Raw genomic sequence first — 24,650 nt, forward strand, 5'->3', positions numbered from 1 at the left:
TTAATCGACGTCCCACCAAACTTTCACGTTTGATTGCGGTGCCGGGTTCTGGAAGTTCGGATTCCGCTCGTTCTCGAACGATACGTACACGGCACGTACCGGACGAGTCGCGTCGATACCAGCTGCATTCTGAGCAGGTTGTTGGGTTGGGTAACCCGTACGACGCCAGTCGTTCCAAAGCTCAACTCCGTTTCCGGTAAAGGCAATGTATTTCTGCGTAATGATCTGCGCCAGTTTTTCCTGCGTCGAACCGGTCAGCGTTGCCACTTTAGGGTTAGCGGTCAGATACGCATCGATTTGCGCTGCGGTTAAACCGGCCGCAGTCATCGACGCCCGAATGCCTTCTGTATAGTACGTCTGCGGATCGCCAGCCGTGCCTAACACCAGCGCCGACTCCGCCAGGATAAACGCACGCTGGAAGTTAGTGATCAGCCGAACCGGTCCTTCGCCACCAGCACCAGTTACGTAGGCATTGTACCGCGACCACGACGAAACCGGCGATGGCAGCGTACCGCGCTGACCGTTGTCCCACGTTACGTAGTTAGCCGCTGGCTTCGTGAAGAAAACCGGCAGACGGGGATCGTTCAGGCCCTGAAGCAATGTCAGGTAACGGGTACTCAACAGCAGATCGTCTTTGAACGAGCTAACGTTCGTGTATTCATAGCGCGGATCACGGCTACCTACCGCGGCACCAAACGATACGTTCAGGTCATCAGCATTCGACGTAATGAACGAGTTTGCCGCCAGAACCTGATCAATAACCTGCTTAGCCAGGGCTGGCTCTTTGCGGCTGATGGTGTTGGCGAATTTCAGCAACATGGTGTTGCCCGCCCGACGCCATTTGTTCAGATCCCCTTTGTAGATAACGTCGTCGTTACCGGGTTTGGTCGCCGACTGCTTGTCCAGATCAGCTAAGCCTTCACGAACCAGATCAAACAGGCTCTGGATATTCAACGACTGATTGCCTTTGTAAATATCTTCCTGCTTGTCGACGCGTGGCTGCGGGGTAGTTTCGCCCTGCAACGCCTGCGAATACGGAACATCACCCCATACGTCGGTAGCCAGCGAAAACGTATACGCTTTCATGATCTTGGCGATACCTGTATAGGCTGGCGAGTTCGATGCCGTAGCGATGTCGATAATTTTCTGGTAGTTCACCAGCGAACCACCGTACAATTCGAACCGCCACTGGTTACCGAAGTCGGCACCATTGGTTTGGTAGATATCGTACGTAGCCGGGCTGTTAGCGGCTCCAGCCAGTTGCTGCATGATCGTCGACGCGAAACGGTTCAACTCATTCGCGTTCGCAAATGCAGTTCCGATCTCCGATGAGGGCAACAACACCGACGGCGGCACTGCCGTAGGGTTATTGGGCGTTACGTTGACGTCCAGAAAATTTGTACAGCTCCCTAATCCGGCCAGTAATGGCAGTACTAGAGCAGCACTTCTGAATATAGTTTTCATTGATTTGTGTCAGATAATTAAAAAACTAGAACGTTAAGCGCACGTTGGCACCGTAGTTACGGGTGTTTGGCGGACCGCTCAAATCCAGACCCTGGATGTTACCGGCACCCTGTGTGTTCACTTCAGGATCGGCGAAATAATCGGGCGCGTAGAAATACAGGTTTCGCCCGCTCACACCCACCGAAATCTGGCCGAATGGGGTTTTACCCAGCAGGCTCTTCGGCAGTGTATAGTTCAGGGCCACTTCACGCAGGCGATAAACGGTAGTGCCAAATACAGCACCTTCGGAAGCCAGACCACCTAAACCCTGCCAGTACGTCTGTGCAGGTAGCTGAATGTTGTTCGGCCGGAACGTACCATCGGCATTCTGGATAACACCCGGTAGAATACGAGGCTGATCGCGGTCCACACCCGTAGCATAGATTTGACCACCATTCCGGTAATCAGCAGCGGCAAACGAGAAGAGCTGACCACCCTGACGGGTATCAACCAGGGCTGAAAGAGTAAACCCTTTGTACGAGAACGTGTTGGTCAAACCTGCGGTCCAGTTCGGATTCGGGTTCGAGATGATCTGACCAGCTACACCCGGCGCAAACTGACCCGTTAGCGGGTTAATGAGAATCTGACCAACATATTGGCCGGTCGGATCGTACGTAGCCGTATTGGTCGGATCGGTGTTCTGCACGCGTGGGTTGGCTGTACTTACGATAACACCGTAAGGCTGACCTTCTACAATAGACGACGTAATACCAATGAAGCCGGCACCCGTGATGCCCGATTGTTTCACACCCGGCGCAATCGAGATAACCTTGTTGCGAATGCGGGTAAAGTTCAGGTTAACATCCCATTTGAAACCGTTGGTACGGATGGGTGTTGCCGACAAAACAAATTCAAAGCCTTTGTTCTGTAGTTCACCTACGTTGGTCGTACGCGTGTCATAACCTGACGAAGGCGATACGGCTACGTTGAAGATCTGATTCGTCGACTTAGTCGAGAAGTAAGCAGCATCGAGGCTTAACCGATTATTAAAAAAGCCAAGGTTAACCCCTACTTCCGCCGACGTAACGAACTCAGGCGTCAGGCTGTTATTACCGATCCGGCTGCTGATGCCGAAGCCTGGAACGCTGCTGCCGCCAATCGATACGGGGAAGGCGATGCTAGCCAGGTTGTTACCATAGGTTTGCGAAACATATACTGAATTTAACAGATACGGATCCGCATCACGACCTACGCGGGCGACACTAGCCCGGACTTTCGCGTACGAAAGCAAGTCTGACTGTACCTTGAATGCGTCGGTTGGTACAAAACTAACCGATGCCGATGGATAGAAGTATGTGCTGCTCGACCGGGGTAAGGTAGACGATTGGTCAGCGCGGCCCGTTAACTCCAGGAACAGGTAGTTGTTATACGCGAACGAAGCCTGAGCATAGTAACCAACCAGACGACGCAGGGTAGAGCTTTCACCCGAACTGGTGAATACCGATGCGTTGGCTACGTTCAGGAAGCCAGGAATGGTTAACTGTTGTCCGTATACAGTAGCGTTTTGATTTTTGCGCTGGTTGATGTTGTTACCCAGCAACAGGTTCGCGCTCAGTCCTTCCAGGAAGAACTTGTTCGTTTTCGCGTTGATCAACAGGTCGCCATTAATTTCAGACCGGAAGAAGTTGTCCTGAATCACTTCGCCTTGTGGTGCACGAACAGCTCCGATGTTGTTGATGCCTTTCCGACGGTCGGTGTAGGTATCACCCGTTACGCGGTAGGTTACGTTCAGCCATTTCGTTATGTCGTAACCGAGGGTGAAGTTTCCGAAGAAACGGTCAACCTGGCTGTCGAGGGTTGCGTTATAAAGTGACCAGTTTGGGTTGTTTGCGGTCGTCAGAAAATAAATGCTCTGTCCATTGGCATCCTGATAAGTCTCATTGGGCAGATCGTAGCTGCGTGGGATACGCGAAACCTGGCCGTAGGCGCTACCACCGTTACCCAGGGCCGCACCCCGCTGAACGGTTTGTACGTACGTGCCGGTACCTGAAATACGAAGGCCGTTGTTCAGCTTAGCTTCGCCACCCAACTGGATGTTCGTCCGGCCAAACTTTGAGTTCTCCGTAATCCCTTTCTGGCTGGTGTTACCCAGCGAAATGTTGAAGTTCCGCGTAGCATCGCCACCAGCAATGCTGGCCGTGTTCTGGAAAATGCTTCCCTGCCGGAAGAAATCCCGTACGTTGTTTGGATACGCCTGGTATGGGCGCGACTGCCCTTGCAGGTTGGTGATCGACGTTGGTCCACCCACGAACGGAGGGCCCCAGGAGTTCGTAGAGGTGTTTACGAAGAGGTTGTTCGAACCCTGGCCGTAGTCGTTCTGGAGCCTGGGCAGGCCGTATACTTCCTGTACGTTGTACGACGAGTTGATGGTAACTTCCGTCTTGTTGTTCTGGTTACGGCCGTTTTTGGTCGTGATGATAATGGCACCCGCCGAAGCACGCGAACCATAGAGTACAGCCGCTGCGGGTCCTTTCAAGACGTTAACCGACTCAATGCTCTCAGGGTTAACGTCGGCCAGACGGTTTGCCGACTGCGACTGGAACAGGGTACTACCCGTTGTGTTCACGTCGTTGCTGAAGATGATCCCGTCGACAACGATCAGCGGCTGGTTCGAGCCGTTGAACGACGTAATACCCCGGATGTTGATGTTGGTAGAAGCACCAGGCGCACCACTCTGACCTGAAATGTTCACCCCAGCCAGTTTACCCTGCAGCGCGTTGAGCAGGTTCGGTTCCGAGCGTTGTGAGATCAGGCCACCCCCGATTTCCTGCGTCGAATAACCCAGCGAACGTTTATCCCGTTCGATACCCTGAGCCGTTACTACAATTTCGTCGAGGCTCTGAGCGCCACTCGACATCTTTACGTTCACAACCGATTGGTTGTTGACCGGAATTTCCTGCGTGCCAAAGCCGATGTAGCTAAACACGAGTCTGGCATTGGCGGGAACGCTCAACCGATAACGCCCGTCGGCATCTGTAGTCGCACCGCGTGTAGTGCCCTTTACCTGAATGCTCACACCGGGTAGGGTTGAGCCGTCGTCTGATGAAGTGACCTGACCACTCACCGTTACGTCCTGCGCCAGCAATGGCAGACAAAACAGTAGCGAAAGCAGCCAGCTTCCTAATAAAATTTTGCGCATCTGTGAGTAAAGATTAAATAATCATTAAAAACCCTATTAAACGGGGCAACAAAGATAATAGGTATACTAACTATTAGTTTACTACCGAACCAAGAAATTTTTCTATTATTCCTAGAAATGCCGTTATAATCCTTAAAAATAGAATAGGTCCCCTAAATTGTACAGTTTCCAGTTAATAAGTTTTTTAAAAATAGGGACAATAAACGCGCTTAAATCAGCGGTCGACGTATCCTCAGCAACTTTGTTTGGCAATGTTCGTACGAAACGAATGAATATAAGCCGGTGACAAGTTTTCATTTGATATACTTTCATATATGGGCGCCCAATGAATTGACCAGCTGCTTAAACTATGCATAGCCTCTGGTTTAGACTGTATTGCGTGAATAAGGGCAGGGAAAGAGTAGAGGCCGGCAACACTGATTGATTCTCGAGGTGATTAAATCTCTTCCTTGTTAGTAAGAAATGGATAGGGAGTAAGCTGTTCCGGTTATAACTCACGCAGGACTCCAGCCCGTTGTTATGGCCTGAATAGGTCCGGCACTATTATGAATTTTGCAGACGCTACATATATAATAAAAGCAAGAACAGCAGGTTTGATATCGAAGATTGTTCAAGTATGATTATTGTATGATTGCATGGGTAAAACGTTATGTGAGCAGAAAAAGTATGGAGTTATGTAAAAACAGTAGTGACATATTTTGCATTTGTCGTACATTGCGGATTGCGTATTAAATCATTTTAATTGTAATAATTTAATGAAGAAGTATAAATACTGTGTTTACGGACTTGTTGTTGGAGCGTTGGCGGGTCAGGTAGTTCACGGGCAAACTACTACGCTGGTCAGCCGTATGGATAAAACGGCCGAAAGTCTGGAAAAGAAGGTTGTCGCCTGGCGCCGTGATTTTCACCAGCATCCGGAATTAGGCAACCGGGAATTCCAGACGGCGGCTAAAATAGCGGCCCATCTGCAATCGCTTGGTTTAGAGGTTAAAACGGGTGTTGGTAAAACCGGTGTGGTGGGCCTCCTGAAGGGCGGTAAGCCCGGACCCGTTGTAGCGCTGCGGGCCGACATGGATGGACTGCCTGTTACGGAGCGCGTGGATCTGCCGTTCAAGTCCGAGGCCAAGACCGAATACAACGGTCAGCAAACCGGCATTATGCACGCCTGCGGACACGATACGCACGTGGCCATTCTTATGGGCGTTGCCGAAACGCTGACTTCGGTCAAAAGTGACCTAAAAGGAACGGTTAAATTCATCTTTCAACCCGCCGAGGAAGGTGCACCTGCGGGGGAAGAAGGTGGGGCGTACCTGATGGTGAAAGAAGGCGTTCTGGAGCGGCCTAAGGTCGACGCTATTTTTGGCCTGCACATCAATTCACTGACTGAAGTAGGTACGATCAAATACCGGCCTGGCGCAACCATGGCCGCTGTAGATCAGTACGCGATTAAAATTAAAGGCAAACAAACGCACGGTGCTTCGCCCTGGTCGGGGGTCGACCCCATCGTTACGGCTTCGCAGGTTGTGATGGGGCTGCAGACCATCGTAAGCCGCAATCTGCCCATTACGGATCATGCTGCGGTGGTTACGGTGGGCGCGATTCATGGCGGCATTCGGCAGAACATCATCCCCGAAGAAGTCAACATGATCGGAACGATTCGTTCGTTCAACGGGGATATGCAGAAAACGATTCACCGGCGGATCAACGAAATTGCGACCAACATTGCCGAAAGTGCCGGAGCTAAAGCCGACGTGAAAATTGACGTCATGTACCCTGTTACGTATAATGACCCTAGGCTGACCGAGCAGATGGTACCAACACTGGAAGCCGTGGCCGGTAAAAACAACGTAGTGATAACCCCCGCGCAGACGGGCGCTGAAGATTTCTCGTTCTATCAGCAAAAGGTGCCGGGGTTATTTTATTTCCTGGGCGGCATGAGCAAAGGCAAAAAGGTAGAAGATGCCGCTCCGCACCACACGCCCGACTTTCAGATCGACGAAAGCTGTTTTGTGCTGGGCATGAAGTCGCTCTGTCACCTGACCGTGGATTACATGGAACAGGCAACCAAATCATCGGCCAAGGCAGGTAGTGCCAGTGGGCGGTAAAGGCTCATAAGTTTGGTGTTGAGTTCGCGTTCGAGTGTAATTCAACACCAAACCGGTTTTAAGCCCCTTCCCGATTTCTCAGGATTCGGGACAATAGACCCGGTAGGTAGCGTTTCAGGTAGATACCATACGTTTCTGTGCCGCCAATATAAACCTCTTCTTTTTGGGCTAACACCGCTCGGAGTAGCTGCTGCGCAAACTCGTCGGCGGGCATGCCCTTTGCCTGGTTCGTATCCATCTTGCCGTGAACCTGCCCGTGAGCCGCGAGTGCATGTAAGGAGAGGGGAGTGCGGATGTAGCCAGGACAAACCAGGGTAACCCGCAAACCATTGGCATAGGTTTCGGCCCGGAGCGCATCAAAGAAACCATGCAGAGCGTGCTTGCTGGCGCAGTACCCTGATCGCTGTTTCGTCCCTAATTTACCGGCTACACTGCTGGTTACCACAAAATGGCCGCTGCCCTGGGCGAGCATGATGGGCAAAATCGCTTTGGTTAGTGCCACGACTCCGAAAAAATTGACGTCCATCAGTCGTTTATACGCCGAAAGATTGGTGTCGATCACTTCGCTTCGCTGACTGATACCTGCGTTTTGAAATACGTAGTCGATCCGGCCAAACCGCTCCAGGACGGTTGTTACGTGATCGTGTAAGCCATCAACCTCCGTCATATCCATCGGTAAGATCAGCACATCCGATGCCGGTAAGCCGGTTTGGTCGGCCACTCGCTGCAGCTCATCGGTCCGCCGGGCCGACAAAATCAATTTGGCTCCATGATGGGCTAAGTCAAGGGCAATTGCTTCGCCGATGCCCGACGACGCTCCGGTTATCCAGACAACTGATTCGGCAAATCGACGCATGAGCAGACCATTTATAAAGTAAGAAAGGTAAGCGAACTATGTGGACTGTCCACCGATACGGTCACGGTAAGTCCAATCGGTAAGGCCAGGTTATAATCGACGTGACCCGCTGGAGCGTTGAACAGAACCGGATAAGAGTACCCAGCTACGGCCTCCGCAATGATGGCGTAGGCCTCCTGCTCAAAAGGGAGCGAGTGGTTTACCCGCATATCACTAAACTGTCCAACGACTAAACCGGCTATCTGCGAAAGCCGCCCTGACCGCCGTAATTGCCTCATCATCCGGTCGAGGGAGAAAAACGTTTCGTCGATGTCCTCGATAAACAAAATAGCTCCGTTAAACTCTACATCGGTTGGCGTGCCGAGTGAGTTCACTAACATCGTCAAATTTCCACCTACGAGCGGACCACTAACCTGACCCGCTCGATTGAGCGGGTGCGCTGGCACTACGTACTGCGCTGGGGTTTCGCCAAACAACCACTGCCGCAAGGATTCCAGCGACTCCGCTTTGGCAGGATCACCAAATTGCCGAGCCATTAAACCATGCAGACTAACCAGATTGTGCCGGTACAGTAGACTGAGCAGTACCGTTACGTCGCTAAAGCCAACCAGCCATTTAGGGCTGGCTTTCAGGTTCGTCAGGTCCAGTTCATCCGCAATGCGATAGCAGCCGTATCCCCCCCGTGAGGTAAATACAGCCCGAATAGCAGGATCATCGAAAAAGCGTTGTAAGTCGGCCCGGCGAACATCGTCTGAACCGGCGAATGGCCCATCCGTAGCTTTCAGACTGTCGCCTTCAACGACCGTAAGCTGCCAGTCCTCCCGTAAAATACGAAGCCCATCGGTTAATTCTTCGTAGGGAAACCGGCTGGCTGGTGAAACGACCGCGACTGTATCGCCAGGGCGCAGAAAAGGAGGAAGAATCATTCGGAATCGGTTAATAGCCGGTAGTCAGTTCGCTAAGGGGGAGTATGTGTTTCGAGTCTGTTACCTGCTTTTGGCTGGGTTTGCCCGTTTTGAAAACTGAGTTATTCATTCCCCGCAACAAAATTAAGAATTCGATACCGCATTCTTTCTGGTCTGTCCGTGCACAGGGATTTTAGGTGGGATTGGGTGCCACAGCGTTCGGCTCGTTAGTAGGAACGTAATATGATTTATTCATATAGCCGCTTGTAGGCCATATCTAACCAGATTGTTAGCAGCCTCATAAAGGCTTTGACACCTTATTTAGTTCATCGGTTTGTCTTCGCTGACTTTAAATAGTGAGCAGTTAAATTAAGGAAATGATGACGTTTTAAGATAAGTTTAATAAACGCGGTATAGCTATATATGAGTACTTATACTTATTTTAGCAAAAATTTATGAGCACCCCCGTAACGCTCCTTAACAACGCAAATAGTATGAAATCGTATCACCGGATGATAAGCCTGGTCGTACCTGCTTTTAACGAGGAGGAAAATTTACCTGTCTTAGTTCATCGGCTCATGGCGGTTATGGAACCGTACGGAGCTTATGAAATCCTGATCGTAGACGACGGCAGCTCTGATCAGAGTCGTTACGTACTGCGTCAACTCAGCAAAGCTTACCCTGTGGTGCGCTTCGTGTCGTTCTCCCGCAATTTTGGCCATCAGATGGCACTGCGGGCCGGTTATCAGCATGCGCGGGGAGAAGCCGTTATTTGCCTGGATGCTGACTTACAACACCCACCGGAACTAATTCCTGCCTTAATTAAAAAATGGCAGGAAGGCTTTGAAGTGGTTTATACCGTTCGGCAGGCCGATCCCAAGCTGTCGCTTTTTAAACGAACTACGTCTAAATACTTTTATAAACTCCTGCGCCGTGTCTCTAACCTGAATATCGAAGACGGTGCGGCTGACTTCCGATTGCTTGACCGCAAGGTCGTCGATACCATCAATCAGTTTAAAGAAAACGATTTATTTCTGCGGGGCGCTATCTCCTGGGTTGGGTTCCGGCAGTGCCGGGTGCTTTACCAACCGGCAGCCCGGTACGCGGGCCGCTCAAAATATTCGTTTCAGAAAATGCTGAAGCTGGCTGCTATGGGAATCACCTCGTTTTCGACCCGGCCGCTATATTTATCGGTGCTGCTAGGGTTTGGCATGTCGTTGTTTGCTACGTTATTTGGGGCGGAGGTGTTGTATGAGTACTTTTTTACCAATGCAACCGTTTCGGGCTGGACAACTCTCGTTGTCTTAATGGCACTGATCGGTGGTGTGCAGTTCATCATGATTGGTATTATTGGTGTCTATTTAGGAAAAACCTTTGTTGAGGTAAAGCAGCGGCCCGCCTACATTATTGACGATACGAGTGATATAGAGGAGACAACAACTACATGGGAAGCCCAGATCGAGGAAAGCGTATACTATTCACCGTTGATGTAGAAGAGTTCGATACAGCCGTTGAATTCGGACATAACATTCCGATGGAGGAGCAGATGGCCGTATCGACGCGAGGATTGGCGTTACTGGCTGAGCGATTTGACACTATAGGAGCCCGTACTACGCTGTTCACCACGGCTAATTACGCCTTACATGAGTCTACGTTTATAAAAGACCTTTCGCGCAAGCACGAGATAGCCTCACACGGTTATTATCACACTACGTTTGAACCGGCAGACTTGTTGAAATCCCGGCTGGCTTTACAGGAATTACTTAATAAGCCAGTGACCGGATTTCGGCGGGCGCGTATGGGTTTTGTCGATCCAAACGACGTTCAACAGGCTGGTTATCATTACAACTCCTCCCTGCACCCTACCTGGTTGCCGGGCCGTTACAACCATTGGGGAGAGCCCCGGCTGCCGTTTCGGGAAGCGGGGGTCTGGCAGATTCCGGCCTCAGTTACCCCGACGTTACGCCTGCCTTTATTCTGGTTAAGCCTGAAAAATTTTCCGATCACGTATTACAAACAACTTTGCCGGCGCACCTTACAGGCCGATGGTTTTCTGAATCTCTACGTCCATCCATGGGAGTTTACCGATTTGGCCGCCTACGACAAGATTCCAACCTACGTTCGTCGTTACTCCCGCGATGAGCTGCTGGATCGGGTAGACGATTTACTCCAGTTCCTTCGGCGCTATGGCGAGTTCAGTACGATGGGCGAGTTCGCCGAATCCTTATAGTCTTCACCAGGCAGCGATAAAATATCGCTGCTCTTGATCTGCTCTTCAGTTGTGTTGTTTCTTTTCAGTAATTTGGGTTGTATTCGCGAGCCGCTTCGGCGTAAATCGATACTGTCGGTACGTTCTTAAGATGAGTTCGGACTGGTATACAACTACTTTTTAGTACCTACATGACTTCCACCTGGCTTGATTTCTGGCAGAAAGAGAATGAGTTTGACGACTCGATGACGACTAATTACGCGTACTTTCTGGCCAGAGTCGAAAAGTATATTTCGTTATCAACGGCGAAGAAAGTACTGGACATCGGTTCAGGGCCGGGCAATCTGGAGGATGCCTGGTACAGTCGCGTCGGCGAAATTCACGGCCTGGACATTTCCAAACGGTATAATGAAGTCGGCCGCGCTAAACATGCCGGGCATTCAAATGTTTATTTCCATGACTTATCCGCCGATGATTATCTGAACTTCAGCGCCATAGCCGGGCAGCAGTTTGATATTATCATTGTCATGAGCGTAGTTCAGTATTACCGCAATGCGGCCGAAGTTGAACAGTTACTGGCCAATATTAAGCAGGTAGCAGCGCCGGGTGCTAAAGCACTCATTTGTGATCTGATTGTGGAGGAAGGGGTGTTGAAGGATGTCATCAGTATTTTGGGCAGATCGCTCCGGCAGGGAAAGTTGCTGTCCATACTGAAGCTGTTAGTTCGGCTGCGCTTCTCGACGTACTACACCATCCGGAAAGAAAACGGGTTTCTGGTTATACCGCGGCAGAAGTGGCTGGACATGTGTCAACGCCTGTCATTACAGGCTCAATTTCTGACGGAACCGATCACCTTACAGCAGGAACGCCAGACTCTGCTGATTCAATTTTAAATCTCTAGCCTAGGTGGCTCCCAACATAACGTTCGGGGCAGGCCAGATTAACCGGCTAAACGTTGTGTTGGGCCATTAAATGATACGAATCATAGATTAAGACAAGGGCGATTTAAACCAGTGCCGACTTTTGCAACAGCCACGTCACTTATACAACTGCTGACTTTACTTTGCCCATGACCCAATAATGTTCGCTAATCGAATGAAAATACTTCTTGCAGTACTAGCTACCCTGATTTCCGCCTTTTCCTTTGGGCAGCCAAAACAGGTGTCCAGTAAAACCAATATTGAGCAGGAAATCACTGAAATTGAGAATCAACAAGTAGGGCTCGTTCAAAAAAACGATTTTAAAGCTCTGGCCCTATGGCTTGATAAAACGTTGACCGGCAACTGTACAGTGATACATGGCAATGGGGATCTAGAAGATAAAACGAATCTAGTAAAACAGACGATCGCACTCGCTACTAATAAGGATCCTAATTTACTCTATGAGACGTTTAGGTATGTTGAGCAAAAAGTAGAGGTGTATGGCGATGCAGCTATTTTTTCAGCCAAAGCACTGTCACGATCACAACCAGCGGCCAAAGCAGGCAGACCACTTATAGAATCTCGTCTTACCCACTTTTTTGTAAAGCAAGATGGAGGCTGGCGGATAGCCAAAATGCACATAACACATTTACCAATTAAATAAATTAGCTAAAGTAGACAGGCTATTCTGCTTTAACGTATTTGTTTGTTTTATTTCAAGATTGAGTCCATAGAGCAAGCTGCACCTTTTCACGACTTTTTCTCTTATTGATCCGTGAATTAGTCCGTAAAGCCCTTAGCTCACAGAAGTTAGTCAACCTAGCCGGAAGCCACAGTGGTTAGTTACAAACTTTACAGACTTACTCACGGATCGATAACACAAAAATAGTGGCGGTTGCCAAAAGTCGGCACTTCTTTGAATCACCACCGTCAGCCCCCTGTTTTCGAAGTAAAAAATAGGCGAATCAGGCTCAACTAGCAAGCCTGACTAACCCCTTTCGGGCTTTTGCAACAGCCACAGAATGTATAGGACGCAAGCTTCTTTAGACCGGATCATGCAGTAGACAACCCGCAGGGCATCCCTTTTAGCACAAATTGATAAGGTTACGCGAGCTAACCTTATCAGTTCGCTCCACCAATATCTGTACTGGCCAGAATGAATTCTTTTGAATGCACAGCCTTATTTGACCGTATCGGCGATGTTAAGGTGGGTGTAATTGGTGATTTTGCCCTTGATCTGTACTACTCCATTCAGACTGAAACCGGCGAGTGTTCCATCGAAACCGGGGAGGAGGTGCATTGGGCGAGTCAACCAAAAGCGTCGTTGGGGGCAGCTGGTAACGTAGTGCAGAATCTGGCCGCGCTCGGTATTCGACAAATTTACGTATTTGGCTGCGTCGGCAACGATTTGTTTGGTCGGGAGATTCGAGCCCTGTTTCAGCAGGCCGGTGTTCAGACAAAGCACCTGCTTGCTCCAGCAAGCGGTTGGGACACCTGTGTGTATACGAAACCTATGCAGGGCAACCGCGAGTTGAATCGAATTGACTTCGGCATTCGCAATGAATTGACGGATGAGGCATTCAACGAGTTGCTTGTGGCCCTTAAACAGGCTTTAGCTTATATCGATGTGCTCATTTTGAATCAGCAGTTTGCCAATCCGTTGCTCAGCCAGGAGCGAGTCGATAGGCTCAATGGCCTGGTCGACGCATTCCCGAACGTCAGGGTCGTAGCCGATATGCGCCATGTTGGTAGGCAGATCCAAGGGGCAATTCTTAAAGTAAATACGGTCGAGTTAGCCAGGTTTCTGGGTCAGAATGCACCCGATGAGCCTAACCTGGATTGGTGTTTGCAACAGGGGCAGCAGTTTCGGGCGCTACGTAACGGACCACTGATCATCACTCGTGGGGCTCAGGGCATTTTGTACCTGGATGAGCACGTAACGGAAGTTGTTGATGGACTACGTCTCGAAGGCGAATTAGATACGGTAGGCGCGGGCGATACCGTTGTGGCAGCTCTGGCTGCCTGTATGGGCGCAGGTGCTGAACCCGGGCAGGCGTTGGAAATCGCCAATTTAGCCGCGGCCGTAACCGTTCAAAAACTGCAACAGACCGGCACGGCCAGCCCCGCCGAAATACTGGCGCTTCAGCGAATTTACTCTCCTCATGAATAAGGAAACGATAGGCCATTGTCGGCGCGAACTCTACAACCACCTGACGCAGGCGCTTTTGCCGTTCTGGATCAAGCGCACGGCCGACCGGGAATACGGCGGTTTCATTACGCATTTCGATCAGTACGGAAACGATTCGGGAGAAGACGAAAAGTCGCTTATCGCTCAAACCCGTTCCATTTACACGTATGCATCCGCCCATCGGGCCGGGTACGGCAATGGGGTTCTGGCCGAATTGGCCCGGCATGGGGTCGATTACCTGATTAGCCGCATGTGGGATGACGAACACGGCGGTTTCTTTTGGATGACCAACCGAAAGGGCGAGGTGCTGATCGACCAGAAGATTATATATGGACATAGTTTCGCGATCTACTGCCTGAGTGAATACACACTGGCAACCGGCGATCCGCGCGGGGCTGAATACGCCCAAAAAGTATTCGATCTTCTTCATAAATACGCTGCTGACACTACGTATGGCGGTTATTTCGAAATGTTCGAGCGCAACTGGACCTTAAAAGGACCGGGCTCGGCGGGAGGAGACCGCAAAACGCTCGACGCGCACATGCACCTGATGGAAGCTTTTACCACGCTCTACGAATGCACGCAGCAACCCATTCACCGCCGGAAACTGATTGAGGTGATTGAGCTGCTGACCCGGCGGATGATGCACCCGGACTCTGGCACCGGCCTACCACAATTCTGGGCCAACTGGCAGGTAGCTCCTCAGATCAAGTTTGACATCATTTGGGGCTGGGACCGCTTTACGGAAGACGGTATGAAGCGGGCAGCCGATGACAATACCAGCTACGGCCATAATGTCGAGTTCAGCTGGCTGCTGCTGCACGCGCTCGACGTATTAAAACTATCGCCTGCTACGTATCAGAATCAGTTGCATAAGGCGTTTTCGCACGCTGTCGAGCATGGCGTTGACTGGGAATTTGGCGGAGTTTTCGTGGAAGGGTCGCACAGTGGTGAGGTATACGACCGGGAAAAGGAATTCTGGCAACAGGCCGAAGTCCTGATTGGTTTTCTGGATGCGTATCGACTTCTCAAGGATGAACGCTACTGGAACGCCTACGAAAATGTTCATCGCTTTGTGATGGATAAACTGGTGAACCGTCCGGTAGGAGAGTGGTGGCCGCTTACCACCCGGCAGGGTGTACCGATCTGGACGCACATGAGCCACTCCTGGAAGATCAATTACCACACCGTACGGTCCATGGTCCAGACCATCGCCCGGCTTGATCAGTTGTTAGCTGCCGAAGCCTGACTGCTCGCTTAAAAACAAAAACAGCCCTGACCGTTACGTTGTCAGGGCTGTTCGTTTGAATGGATTATCGCTTATAAGTTGCCTTTGCGTAGCTCTTTAACCGCATAGTCAGCCGCCCGGGCCGTAATGGCCATGAAGGTCAGCGAGGGGTTCTGCGTGGAGGTAGAAGTCATGCAGGCCCCGTCAGTTACGAATACGTTCTTACAGTTGTGAAACTGATTCCACTTGTTCAATAGCGACGTTTTGGGGTCTTTGCCCATCCGGACACCCCCCATTTCGTGAATATCAAGCCCCGGCGCTTTGTTAGGGTTATCGTGCGTTTTGATGTTTTTAAAACCGGCGACGGTCAGCATTTCGGTCATCTGCTCATGGAAATCGAGGATCATCTTCTCGTCGTTGTCGTCGTAGGCAACCGAGATTTTCAGTTGCGGAATGCCCCATGCATCGTTCAGGGTAGAATCCAGGGCTGCATAATTGGTTTCCTTCGGAATGGTTTCGCCCATCATGTGTGAGCTCACCCGCCAGTTGCCGTATTTAGGCTGCATCAGGCTCGCCTTAAGGTCGTCGCCCATTCCCGACGTATCGACACTGGTCGCCCGGCTTGAGCCAAAACCGGCTGCGTAGCCACGAAGGAAGTCCGTTTCCTGTTTGAGTACGTTGCGGAAACGCGGAATGTAGCTGCCATTTGGGCGAATGCCTTCGGTCGTAGTATCCTGAAATCCGTCGTGCTCGGCCGAGATCGTCGTGCGGAAATTGTGGAACGCTACGTACTTACCCAGCAGGCCATTGTCGTTGCCCAGCCCGTTCGGGAAGCGGTTCGATTTAGAATTCAGAAGAATCAGGTTGCTGTTCAGGCAGGCAGCGTTGACGAAGATAATACGGGCGTAGTACTCGGTCATCTCTTTGGTATGCGCATCGATGACCCGCACGCCTGTCGCTTTGTTTTTCTTCTCGTCGAAGATGATGGAGTGAACCACCGAATCCGGACGAAGCGTCATTTTGCCGGTTTTGGCGGCCCAGGGCAGGGTAGACGAGTTACTGCTGAAGTACCCGCCGTAGGGGCAACCCCGCTGACAGAGCGAGCGGTTCTGGCACTGGCCCCGCCCTTGCTGATAGTGAATCGGCTGCGGTTTTGTCAGGTGAGCGCAACGGCCGATAATAACGGGTCGGGTACCATTATACTGCTTGGCCATCTGCTCGGTGAAATGCTTTTCCACGCAGGACTGCTCGTGCGGGGGCAAAAACTCACCATCGGGCAACTGGGCTAACCCATCTTTATTCCCCGAAATACCGGCGAACTTCTCGACATAGCTATACCAGGGCGCAATGTCATTGTAGCCAATAGGCCACTCAACGGCGAACCCGTCGCGGGCTGGTCCTTCAAAGTCATACTGCGACCAGCGCTGGGTTCCCCGCGCCCACATCAGCGATTTACCACCGACGTGGTAGCCCCGAATCCAATCGAAGGGTTTGTCCTGCACGTAGGGATGTTCGGCATCTTTCACGAAGAAATGACTCGCGTCTTCGCGGTTCGCGTAGCACCGGCTGGCAATCGGGTTCGCGTCCCGGTATTCTTTGGTGAGCTGGCCTCCGTGGGCAAACTCCCAGGGCTGCATCATCGTGGTTGGGTAGTCGGTAATGTGCTTAACATCCCGGCCGCGCTCGAGCACAAGAGTACGCAATCCTTTGCCGGTCAGCTCTTTGGCAGCCCAGCCTCCACTAATGCCCGAACCAACCACAATGGCATCGAACGTACGCTCTTTAACGGAATCTATATTGAGAAAAGACATGAAATGCTGAATTAAGGACAAACAAACTAGTCGGATTATTTCGTGCCGTTAACGGCTATCTTCTGAACGGGCACGCAGCCGTGGTAGAAACCAGGAGCCATATTGAACTTCTGAACATTCACCAGATAATACTCCGAGTTGGTATACCCCTGTATGGTTAAATTCTTGATCAGCGTGACAAAGGCTTTGCCCGCCGGGTCAGCCGATGCGTTCAGGCGGGTCAGTACGTCCATTCGTTGTGCTTTATCACAGTCCGCGAATGCTTTGGTATACGCTTCCTGCGCCGTTGCTTCCGTTAGGGCAATTCCTTGCTTTAAGGTTGTCTGCGCCTGTTCGCCGTAGCAGTCGTTGATCATCCGAAGTGCGAACTGGTGCACTTTAAGCGATTTTGCGCCCGGAGTATCCGTTTCGGGAATAAACGTCTCTACAATTTCGCCCAGAAGAGACTCTTCATCGAGAGTGACTAAAGACGTTTGACCAATTGAATCGGGTGTCCAGCTTGAGGCCCATGCCGGAAGGCTTACTAGGCCGCCAACGGTGAGTGCTAAGCTTCTTAATGCGGAACGTCGTTGCATAGGAAACGCGCTGAGAGTTAAGCTTGATCAGGGGTAGTTACTTTTTTGTCCAAATTTAGCCTTGAAAATTGACAAGGCCGTCTGTTTTAAAGACAATTTTGTCAGTTAGGCTATTGGCTGCCTGCTAATAAAGTAGAGTTATGCCAGCCAGATGATCTATATATTATAAACGGTTGACCGGGCAGAAAAGTCTCTTGTCGATCAGCCGTTGAGTGAGTAAGCCATGTATTAGTTTTTGTCAAGACTCCTAAAAGCGTCTGCGTAGTCATGGGCGAAGTCGGCAAAGGTACGCGGTGGCTGGCCGGTAACGTCTTGCACTGCCGACGTAACAACGGACGCTTCGTTCCGGCTGTAATGCGCGTAATCTTCCAGCAGCCCATCGGCTTGCCAGTCTGGGAAACCGGCGGCTATTAAGGCCTCCCGCATAGCCGCTGGTGGTACGTCCACGAATGTCACCGGGCGGTCGAGAGCTGCGGCTAATGTGTCGGCCATCTGAGCGTGGGTCAATGCTTCCGGACCAGTAATAGCATAAATTTTCCTCTCGTGACCGAACTCGGTTAAGGCGGCTGCGGCTATGGCGGCAATATCGCGTATATCTACAGCGCTGATTCGGGCCTCACCAACGGAAGCAAAGAATGTTCCCTGCCCGACGATCGACTTTCGGAATCCCAGCAAACCCTGCATGAAGAGGTTTGGGCGCAGGAACGTGAACGCCAGACCCGACTCGCGAATGGCCTGTTCGACGGCGGCATGATACCGCAGGAACCGCACCGGAGAGTTTGTATCCGCTGCAAACTGCGATAGTTTGACCAGGTGCCGAACCCCCGCCCGTCGGGCTTCGTCAACAAAATTTCGTTGCAGGGCTTCGGTCTGCTCGGAGGAATTGGTTAAGAGAAACGCACGCTCAATACCACGTAGTGCCTGGGCAATGGCTGCGGAATTGGTAAAGTCGCCCTGCACAATCTGCGCGTTCGTCAGCGCCGACAGTTTTTCGACATCGTTCTCCGAGCGGACCATCGCCCGAAAGGGAACACCGCGCTCCGACAAGATTTTTATCAACTCAGCCCCCACGCTGCCAGTTGCCCCGGTGACGAGAATCGTAGGCGCTTGAGCGGAGGAACTAGAAATTGGTGGCGTGTTCATGGTTTTGTTTGGTTAAAGCCCCAGTTGGTCTGAGCAGACATGCGCTGGCCTGATGGAGCCGATTGGTGATTAAATTTGTTAAGACGCTACAAAGGTCGATACGCCCGCTGAAGAAAAATTGTAAGAAAACGAAACGGACCCTGTTCATGAACAGCCAACTGATTGACGCCGACGAACAACTGGCTACTGTGTTTAGTCACTTTTACTGTGTTCAGCTGGAGGCTCAGGACCCACCGACTCTACAGCAGTTGCTGCCCAATTATGAAATGCTGCTGGTATTTAACTTTGGTTCGGAGGTGCCGATACGTATCGGCGATGAGCAGCATGTGATCCGACAGACCGCCGTACTGGGCCCTTTGCAGAAGGTGCTGGCGTATGAATTACAGCCGGGAGCTAACCTGATCGTGGTTAATTTCACACTCAACGGGTTTTATCGGCTGCTGCGGGTACCCATGCATCAGTTGAAAGGGGAGGGCCTGCATAACCCGGACGTACTGTTGAACAAAAGCTGTTTTAGTGATTTATGGGCCCAGCTAGTCTCGATGAGAAACCTGGCCGACCGGTTACAGTTGATCCGCGAATACACGCTGAATTATGCCGCACCGGTTGACGAGTCGACCCGCTCTTTGCTGGACAGTATTCCGTACTTTACAAATGCCGCTCTTGAACCTGTAAACGTCTTGGCCGGGAAGCACCAGGTATCGACCCGAAACATTCAGTTACGCTTCCGGACGCAGTTGGGGTATTCAGCGAAGGAACTGGTGCGTTTTCTGCGTTTCAAAAAGGTACTCGCTGTTTTGTGTCAGCAGCCTTTTGACGCTGTTGATTGGCTAAGCCTTGTTACCCAATACGGCTATTATGATCATAGCCATCTGATCAAAGACTTTCAGCATTATATGGATATCAGTCCACGCCAGTTTATAAGTCAGTTAAGGCAAGATGGTATGTGCATGAGCAAGCCGGGCCGATTTTATTGATTCAGAAAAAGCAAATGACCTGTGGGTGAGCAGATAAGAGATCAGCTCACATCCAACTTTAGTTGGGATAGAAGTTATATAGTCACTTGGTAATAAGCCCGATCGCCAATTCGCTGATTACTATTTTGAAAAGCCTCCCGAATACCTAAAAATCAATTATTAAGATTTATTCTAAATAAAAATTGCTTCTCGTTGATTGCTTCATACATTTGCATTGCTATTTAAAATTAGTCTACATAAAAATTAAATTCCGTGCTCAGGTACGTCAACACTATAGCGCTAACCTGCTTGCTGATGAGCCCCTGATTTCTTCTCAGCTTCATGCTAATGACCAGCATGAAGCCCACAATAACCTGCCAAGCCCGAATCAAGAACATTTATGAAAACGCTATACGTACATCGGCTGTCTGCCTTATTGACCTTATTAGTAGTAGTGTACTCACCGATACTCCGGGCGCAGGTTACTACCAATGGACGTATAGAGGGTACCGTTATTTTATCCGACGGCAGTCCGGGAGTAGCGGCAACGGTACAGATCAAATCGCTGAAGCGAGCGACAACCGCCGATAACAACGGGCGTTTTACGATAGATGGTTTAGCTACTGGTCGGTATGAAGTTCAGTTCTCAATAGTAGGCCATGAGCTTGTCCAACAAATTGTTGATGTCGAAACCGGCAAGCCGAGTGTTGTCTCCGTCCGTCTGAAAGCAGTGCAGAACCAACTGGACGAAGTCGTGGTAACCGGTCAATACGAGCCTCAATCCATGAAAAAGTCAGTTTACCAAATACGGGTCATTAACAGTGAGCGGATTCGATTGCGGGGTGCGGTTAACGTAATGGGCGTGCTGAACAACGAATTAGGCTTTCGCTTTTCCAGCGACCTGACGCTCGGTACCACCGACGTTCAACTAATGGGTATGTCGGGACGTAACGTGAAAATTCTGCTGGATGGTTTACCGATGGTTGACCGGGGCGACACGCGCGAGAGTCTGAACCAGATTGACATTAATTCCATCGAACGTATTGAAATTGTAGAAGGCCCGATGTCAGTTTCGTACGGTTCGGATGCTCTGGCGGGTGTTATCAATATTATCACGAAAAAGCCTGGTAGTGAGCGGCTTGGCGTTAACGCCCGGATTCAGGAAGAAACCGTTAGCAACGACTATAATCTCTTGGCCAATCAAGGGTTGCACCTGCAGACTGCGAACGTAACGTGGCAAAAGAAAGGCTGGAACGTATCGGCGGGTGCCACAAACAATACGTTCGGCGGCTGGCAGGGACAGGCGATCGGGCGCGTTAAAGACTGGCTTCCGAAAGACCAGTTGTTCGGGCACGGTAAACTTGGCTATCGCAACGAAAACCTGAACGTATACTATCGGCTGGATGCGCTAAAAGAAAATCTGTTGAGCCAGGGGCCAGAAAATGTGAATACGCGCCAGGCCCGCGATCAGAAATACATTACTCACCGCTACGTCCATCAACTACAGGGCGACTGGAAACTAAGCGAACGATTCCAGCTCAATGGTCAGGCTGCCTATACAGACTACCAACGACGCACGCAGACAACGATTCTGGATGTGAGCACGGGCCGACGGACCCTTTCGCTGGGCGAAGGTGAGCAGGATCTATCCGTATTTACCAGTCAGACCTACCGCGCGACGGCATCGTATAAGGTTTCGTCGGCGGTTTCGGTACAACCTGGTGTCGATATCAACCTGGATGCCAGCTCCGGAGCGCGTATTTCAGGGTCGCCCGCCATCAACGACTATGCGTTTTTCGTCTCGTCGACCATCAACCCAACCGCTAAAATCAGCATTCGTCCGGGTTTGCGCTTCATCAAAAACTCGGTCTACGATGCCCCACCGGTTATTCCTTCCCTGAACACCAAATTTGTGCTAACTCCCACGCTTGACCTACGTTTGTCCTACGCACGCGGGTTTCGCTCGCCTGCCCTGCGCGAACTGTATTTTAACTTCTTCGACGCCAGTCACTCCATCAAGGGTAACCCGAACCTGAAAGCTGAAACCTCGAATAGCGTTAACGGGTCGCTGGTATGGCAGGCAGGTCGGCGGTTTAAATCTACCCTCGGCGCTTTTTACAACGTCTTTAACAACCTGATTAGCTACGGGATAGATCCAAACGATCCGAGGATTTCGATGAACATTAACATCGATAAATTCAAAACGACGGGTATGACATTGGAGAACGTCTTCTCCTGGAAAGCGCTTCAGGCAACAGTCGGATTCTCGTACATCGGCCGCTACAACAATCTGCTAACGACACCTGACACGACAATATACGAAAGCAGCTTACCTCAGTTTATGTGGTCGCCCGAAGTCAATACGAACCTGACGTACACATTGCCGAAGATCGACACGAAGGTTAGTCTCTTTTACAAATATTCGGGCAACCGGCCTAGTTATCAGGCGACCGTAACGGCAGATAATCAGGTATCGGCTACACTCACCCAGATAGCCCCGTTCCATTGGGCCGACGTTACGCTTACCAAGCCAATCGCCAGGTATCTGACCCTTACGGCAGGGGCTAAAAACCTGTTCAACATCACACGACTAGCCAATACGTCAACGGATACCGGCAGCGCTCACAGTTCGGGTGGAGCAGCGCCAGTGAGTTACGGACGCTCTTACTTTCTGGGGCTAAGTTTTCAGTGGCACAAAAACTAAACAGCTTCGATCCACACCTGAATCTCTCTTTCAAACCAAACAGACCTCATTATTTAGTCAGGGTATCAAACCACCACGTTTCATGAAAAAATCCATTGCACTTCTGTTCATTTTAGGCGTAACCACACTGAATGCCTGTAAGGAAAGCGATCCACCGCTACCCGACAATTTAATCCAGTTCGAAAGTGCGGAACAGGGTATGGATGCGGCCACTAAAGAAGCCACTATTAAATTAAAGTTGTCACGCGCTGTCGATACGGCTACTCCCGTAACTATTCAGCTAGTACCCACCGGCATTACGTACGGAACGCAGTTTACGACGACTCCCGCAACGACCAGCAATACGTTGTCGCTGACGGTTCCGGCGGGTAGCAGCGAAACATCGTTCAAGCTGGCGAAAGCCGACAACCTCTTTTTGAACGGCACCGAAACCATCGGCCTGACCATTGCATCAGCAGGGAGCCCGGTGCTGGTTGGAACGACGAAGCAGCAAACGGTTAAGTTCACCTCAATCGTTTCGAACGGTACTAACCTGACGCTCGACGGCGGAACGGGTGGCGCCAGTGCTATCAACGCGGTATTCGTCGATCTGAGCAACAACGCTCAGAATCCGGTAAAGCGTGCCAGCTGGGATTTAGGCTTCTACGCGGGAACCGAGTTTCGGGTTATCCTCAACAACATGACCGGAGCAACCACCATTGCGCTGGCTAAGAATGATTTAACGCAGGTCACGGCGGCCGATACGGTTGGGGTAGCGCTTACGTTAGGCTTCGACCCATCCGGTTTGAAACTGGTTGATGACGTATCGGGCGACATTACGAAAACAGTGATCCCTGCAATTTCAGCAACCGACGCCGACAATAAGGTATACATCATCAACCGGGGTATCAGCGGTGGCATCCCCGCCAAAGGCTGGATGAAAATCAGAGTGTTACGGAACGGCGCTACAGGCTATACGCTCCAGTATGCTGGCATTAAAGAGGCTACCTTTAAAACCGTTTCGATTCCAAAAGACAATGCCTATAATTTCAGATACGTATCGTTCGATTCGGGCGCGCTGGTCGATGTAGAACCCGCCAAAACACGTTGGGATATTGTCTGGTCGGGCGCTTTAAGCAAAACCAGCGATGGTACGAATGATATTGCCTATTATTTCGCTGATCAGGTATTGATTAACGCGCTGGGCGGGGTAACGGCTGCGGAAGTATTGACCAGCGCTGTTACGTACGACGCCTACGCCGAAAGCAACATTGCGACCACTACGTTCAAGAACGATCGTTCAGTCATCGGTTCAAACTGGCGGGCAACGACGGGCACCGTTGGGGTAAAAACTGACCGGTTCTACGTCGTGAAGGACGCCACAGGGAACGTATACAAAGTCAGGTTTCTCAGCTTCACTTCGCAGGATGGTGGTGAGCGGGGTAAGCCCAAACTGGAATACAAGCTGGTTAAGCAAGTCAATTAATCGATCTCTCGCTGAAGTGTCGGTTCGTTATGTCTGACACCTCAGCCTTATCAACTAACCATCTCCATGAATAAAACATCTGCTTTCGCCCGGTGGCTTACCTGCCTTCTGCTGGGCATCTTGGCCAATAATTATGTAGCTCAGGCAACCATCCCCTCCAAAAACGAGCCGGTTCGGATTGTCTCGCTGGATGGTACCGTTAGCGAAATTCTCTGCGACTTAGGATTACAATCGCATCTTGTTGGCGTCGACGTGACCAGTACGTATCCTGAATCGCTGCAAAAGCTACCGAAGGTAGGCCACAACCGAAACATCTCTGCCGAAGGTGTCATTGCGCTGAAACCGACCCTGGTTCTGACAACGCAGAACGCCGGAACCAAATCCGAAGTCATTGCGCAAATTAAATCGGCGGGCATTAAGGTCATTTCTTTTCAGCAGGAATACAGCATTACGGGCGCAAAAAAACTGATTCAGGACGTAGCCGCAACCTGTCAGGTCGGTTCTAAAGCCAGGCCGTTGATCAGGAAACTGGACACAGACCTGGCTCAGGTAAAAAAAGCGATCAATAGCCCCAAAGTGCTGTTCATTTACGCGCGGGGTACGGGTACAATGATGGTGTCCGGCCGGGGAACGCAGGTTGATAAAATGATTGAACTGGCGGGCGGAGTAAATGCTACGCCTGATTTCGAGAATTTTAAACCGCTCACGGCTGAGGCATTGGTAACGGCTAACCCCGACGTAATTCTGCTGTTCGATAGTGGACTCGAAAGCCTGGGCGGCAGCGCAGGGCTGCTGAAAGTTCAGGGTGTGGCGCAAACCAGCGCGGGCAAGAACAGCCGGATTATCGAGATGGATGGGCACCTACTGACGGGTTTTTCCCCGCGTTTAGGCAAAGCCTTACAGGAGTTAAGCCAGAAAATTGCTCAAAAGCCTAAAGCGTAAG

18 protein-coding genes are annotated in these 24,650 nt (G+C 50.9%); 11 read left to right on the top strand and 7 right to left on the bottom strand.

Annotated features, from left to right (window positions below):
- The gene (locus ACYVBJ_RS00105; RefSeq protein WP_460980269.1) at positions 1-1,464 is read right to left on the bottom strand and encodes a SusD/RagB family nutrient-binding outer membrane lipoprotein; all 1,464 of its coding nucleotides are present in this window, start codon (positions 1,462-1,464) and stop codon (positions 1-3) included.
- Positions 1,465-1,489: 25 nt separating this feature from the next.
- Positions 1,490-4,642: a SusC/RagA family TonB-linked outer membrane protein gene (locus ACYVBJ_RS00110; protein ID WP_460980270.1), complete on the bottom strand. Its 3,153-nt coding sequence runs from the start codon at positions 4,640-4,642 to the stop codon at positions 1,490-1,492.
- Between the two features lie 755 nt (positions 4,643-5,397).
- On the opposite strand from ACYVBJ_RS00110, the gene ACYVBJ_RS00115 reads away from it, so the two are divergent.
- Positions 5,398-6,747: an amidohydrolase gene (locus ACYVBJ_RS00115; RefSeq protein ID WP_460980271.1), complete on the top strand. Its 1,350-nt coding sequence runs from the start codon at positions 5,398-5,400 to the stop codon at positions 6,745-6,747.
- A gap of 58 nt (positions 6,748-6,805) precedes the next feature.
- Here ACYVBJ_RS00115 and ACYVBJ_RS00120 read toward each other — a convergent pair whose 3' ends face one another.
- A complete protein-coding gene (locus ACYVBJ_RS00120) occupies positions 6,806-7,603 on the bottom strand; it encodes an SDR family oxidoreductase (protein ID WP_460980272.1) in 798 nt (265 codons plus the stop codon).
- 11 nt (positions 7,604-7,614) lie between these two features.
- Positions 7,615-8,529, bottom strand: a complete 915-nt coding sequence (locus tag ACYVBJ_RS00125) for a S66 peptidase family protein (RefSeq protein WP_460980273.1) — start codon at positions 8,527-8,529, stop codon at positions 7,615-7,617.
- A 473-nt stretch (positions 8,530-9,002) separates the two neighbouring features.
- On the opposite strand from ACYVBJ_RS00125, the gene ACYVBJ_RS00130 reads away from it, so the two are divergent.
- The 6 genes from ACYVBJ_RS00130 (at position 9,003) to ACYVBJ_RS00155 (ending at position 15,074) form a co-directional block, all read left to right on the top strand.
- On the top strand, positions 9,003-10,001 hold the full coding sequence (locus ACYVBJ_RS00130; RefSeq protein WP_460980274.1) for a glycosyltransferase family 2 protein: 999 nt from the start codon (positions 9,003-9,005) through the stop codon (positions 9,999-10,001).
- Positions 9,953-10,738 carry a polysaccharide deacetylase family protein gene (locus tag ACYVBJ_RS00135; protein ID WP_460980275.1) on the top strand — a complete coding sequence of 262 codons (786 nt, stop codon included), beginning with the start codon at positions 9,953-9,955 and terminating at the stop codon, positions 10,736-10,738. Before ACYVBJ_RS00130 ends, ACYVBJ_RS00135 begins: the two co-directional genes overlap by 49 nt.
- A gap of 170 nt (positions 10,739-10,908) precedes the next feature.
- Positions 10,909-11,610, top strand: coding sequence for a class I SAM-dependent methyltransferase (locus tag ACYVBJ_RS00140; protein WP_460980276.1), 702 nt, complete (start codon positions 10,909-10,911; stop codon positions 11,608-11,610).
- A 202-nt stretch (positions 11,611-11,812) separates the two neighbouring features.
- Positions 11,813-12,301 (top strand): YybH family protein, encoded by a 489-nt coding sequence (locus tag ACYVBJ_RS00145; RefSeq protein ID WP_460980277.1) that lies wholly within the window; start codon positions 11,813-11,815, stop codon positions 12,299-12,301.
- A gap of 492 nt (positions 12,302-12,793) precedes the next feature.
- Positions 12,794-13,807 carry a bifunctional heptose 7-phosphate kinase/heptose 1-phosphate adenyltransferase gene (locus ACYVBJ_RS00150; RefSeq protein WP_460980278.1) on the top strand — a complete coding sequence of 338 codons (1,014 nt, stop codon included), beginning with the start codon at positions 12,794-12,796 and terminating at the stop codon, positions 13,805-13,807.
- Positions 13,800-15,074, top strand: coding sequence for an AGE family epimerase/isomerase (locus ACYVBJ_RS00155; RefSeq protein WP_460980279.1), 1,275 nt, complete (start codon positions 13,800-13,802; stop codon positions 15,072-15,074). Before ACYVBJ_RS00150 ends, ACYVBJ_RS00155 begins: the two co-directional genes overlap by 8 nt.
- 71 nt (positions 15,075-15,145) lie before the next feature.
- Here ACYVBJ_RS00155 and ACYVBJ_RS00160 read toward each other — a convergent pair whose 3' ends face one another.
- The 3 genes from ACYVBJ_RS00160 to ACYVBJ_RS00170 form a co-directional block, all read right to left on the bottom strand.
- Positions 15,146-16,864, bottom strand: a complete 1,719-nt coding sequence (locus ACYVBJ_RS00160) for a GMC oxidoreductase (protein ID WP_460980280.1) — start codon at positions 16,862-16,864, stop codon at positions 15,146-15,148.
- 35 nt (positions 16,865-16,899) lie between these two features.
- Complete coding sequence (locus ACYVBJ_RS00165) at positions 16,900-17,439, bottom strand: gluconate 2-dehydrogenase subunit 3 family protein (RefSeq protein ID WP_460980281.1); 540 nt, start codon at positions 17,437-17,439, stop codon at positions 16,900-16,902.
- 228 nt (positions 17,440-17,667) lie between these two features.
- Positions 17,668-18,582, bottom strand: coding sequence for an SDR family oxidoreductase (locus tag ACYVBJ_RS00170; protein WP_460980282.1), 915 nt, complete (start codon positions 18,580-18,582; stop codon positions 17,668-17,670).
- Between the two features lie 146 nt (positions 18,583-18,728).
- Between ACYVBJ_RS00170 and ACYVBJ_RS00175 the strand changes: the two genes are divergently transcribed.
- The 4 genes from ACYVBJ_RS00175 to ACYVBJ_RS00190 all read left to right on the top strand — a co-directional run bounded on the left by ACYVBJ_RS00175 (position 18,729) and on the right by ACYVBJ_RS00190 (position 24,649).
- On the top strand, positions 18,729-19,559 hold the full coding sequence (locus tag ACYVBJ_RS00175; RefSeq protein ID WP_460980283.1) for a DUF6597 domain-containing transcriptional factor: 831 nt from the start codon (positions 18,729-18,731) through the stop codon (positions 19,557-19,559).
- Positions 19,560-19,938: 379 nt separating this feature from the next.
- Positions 19,939-22,242 carry a TonB-dependent receptor gene (locus ACYVBJ_RS00180; RefSeq protein ID WP_460980284.1) on the top strand — a complete coding sequence of 768 codons (2,304 nt, stop codon included), beginning with the start codon at positions 19,939-19,941 and terminating at the stop codon, positions 22,240-22,242.
- Positions 22,243-22,324: 82 nt separating this feature from the next.
- Positions 22,325-23,707 (top strand): HmuY family protein, encoded by a 1,383-nt coding sequence (locus tag ACYVBJ_RS00185; protein WP_460980285.1) that lies wholly within the window; start codon positions 22,325-22,327, stop codon positions 23,705-23,707.
- A gap of 66 nt (positions 23,708-23,773) precedes the next feature.
- Entirely contained in the window at positions 23,774-24,649 is an 876-nt protein-coding gene (locus ACYVBJ_RS00190) for a heme/hemin ABC transporter substrate-binding protein (RefSeq protein WP_460980286.1), read from the top strand.
- Position 24,650 lies beyond the last annotated feature (1 nt).

Source organism: Spirosoma fluminis (assembly GCF_054778895.1).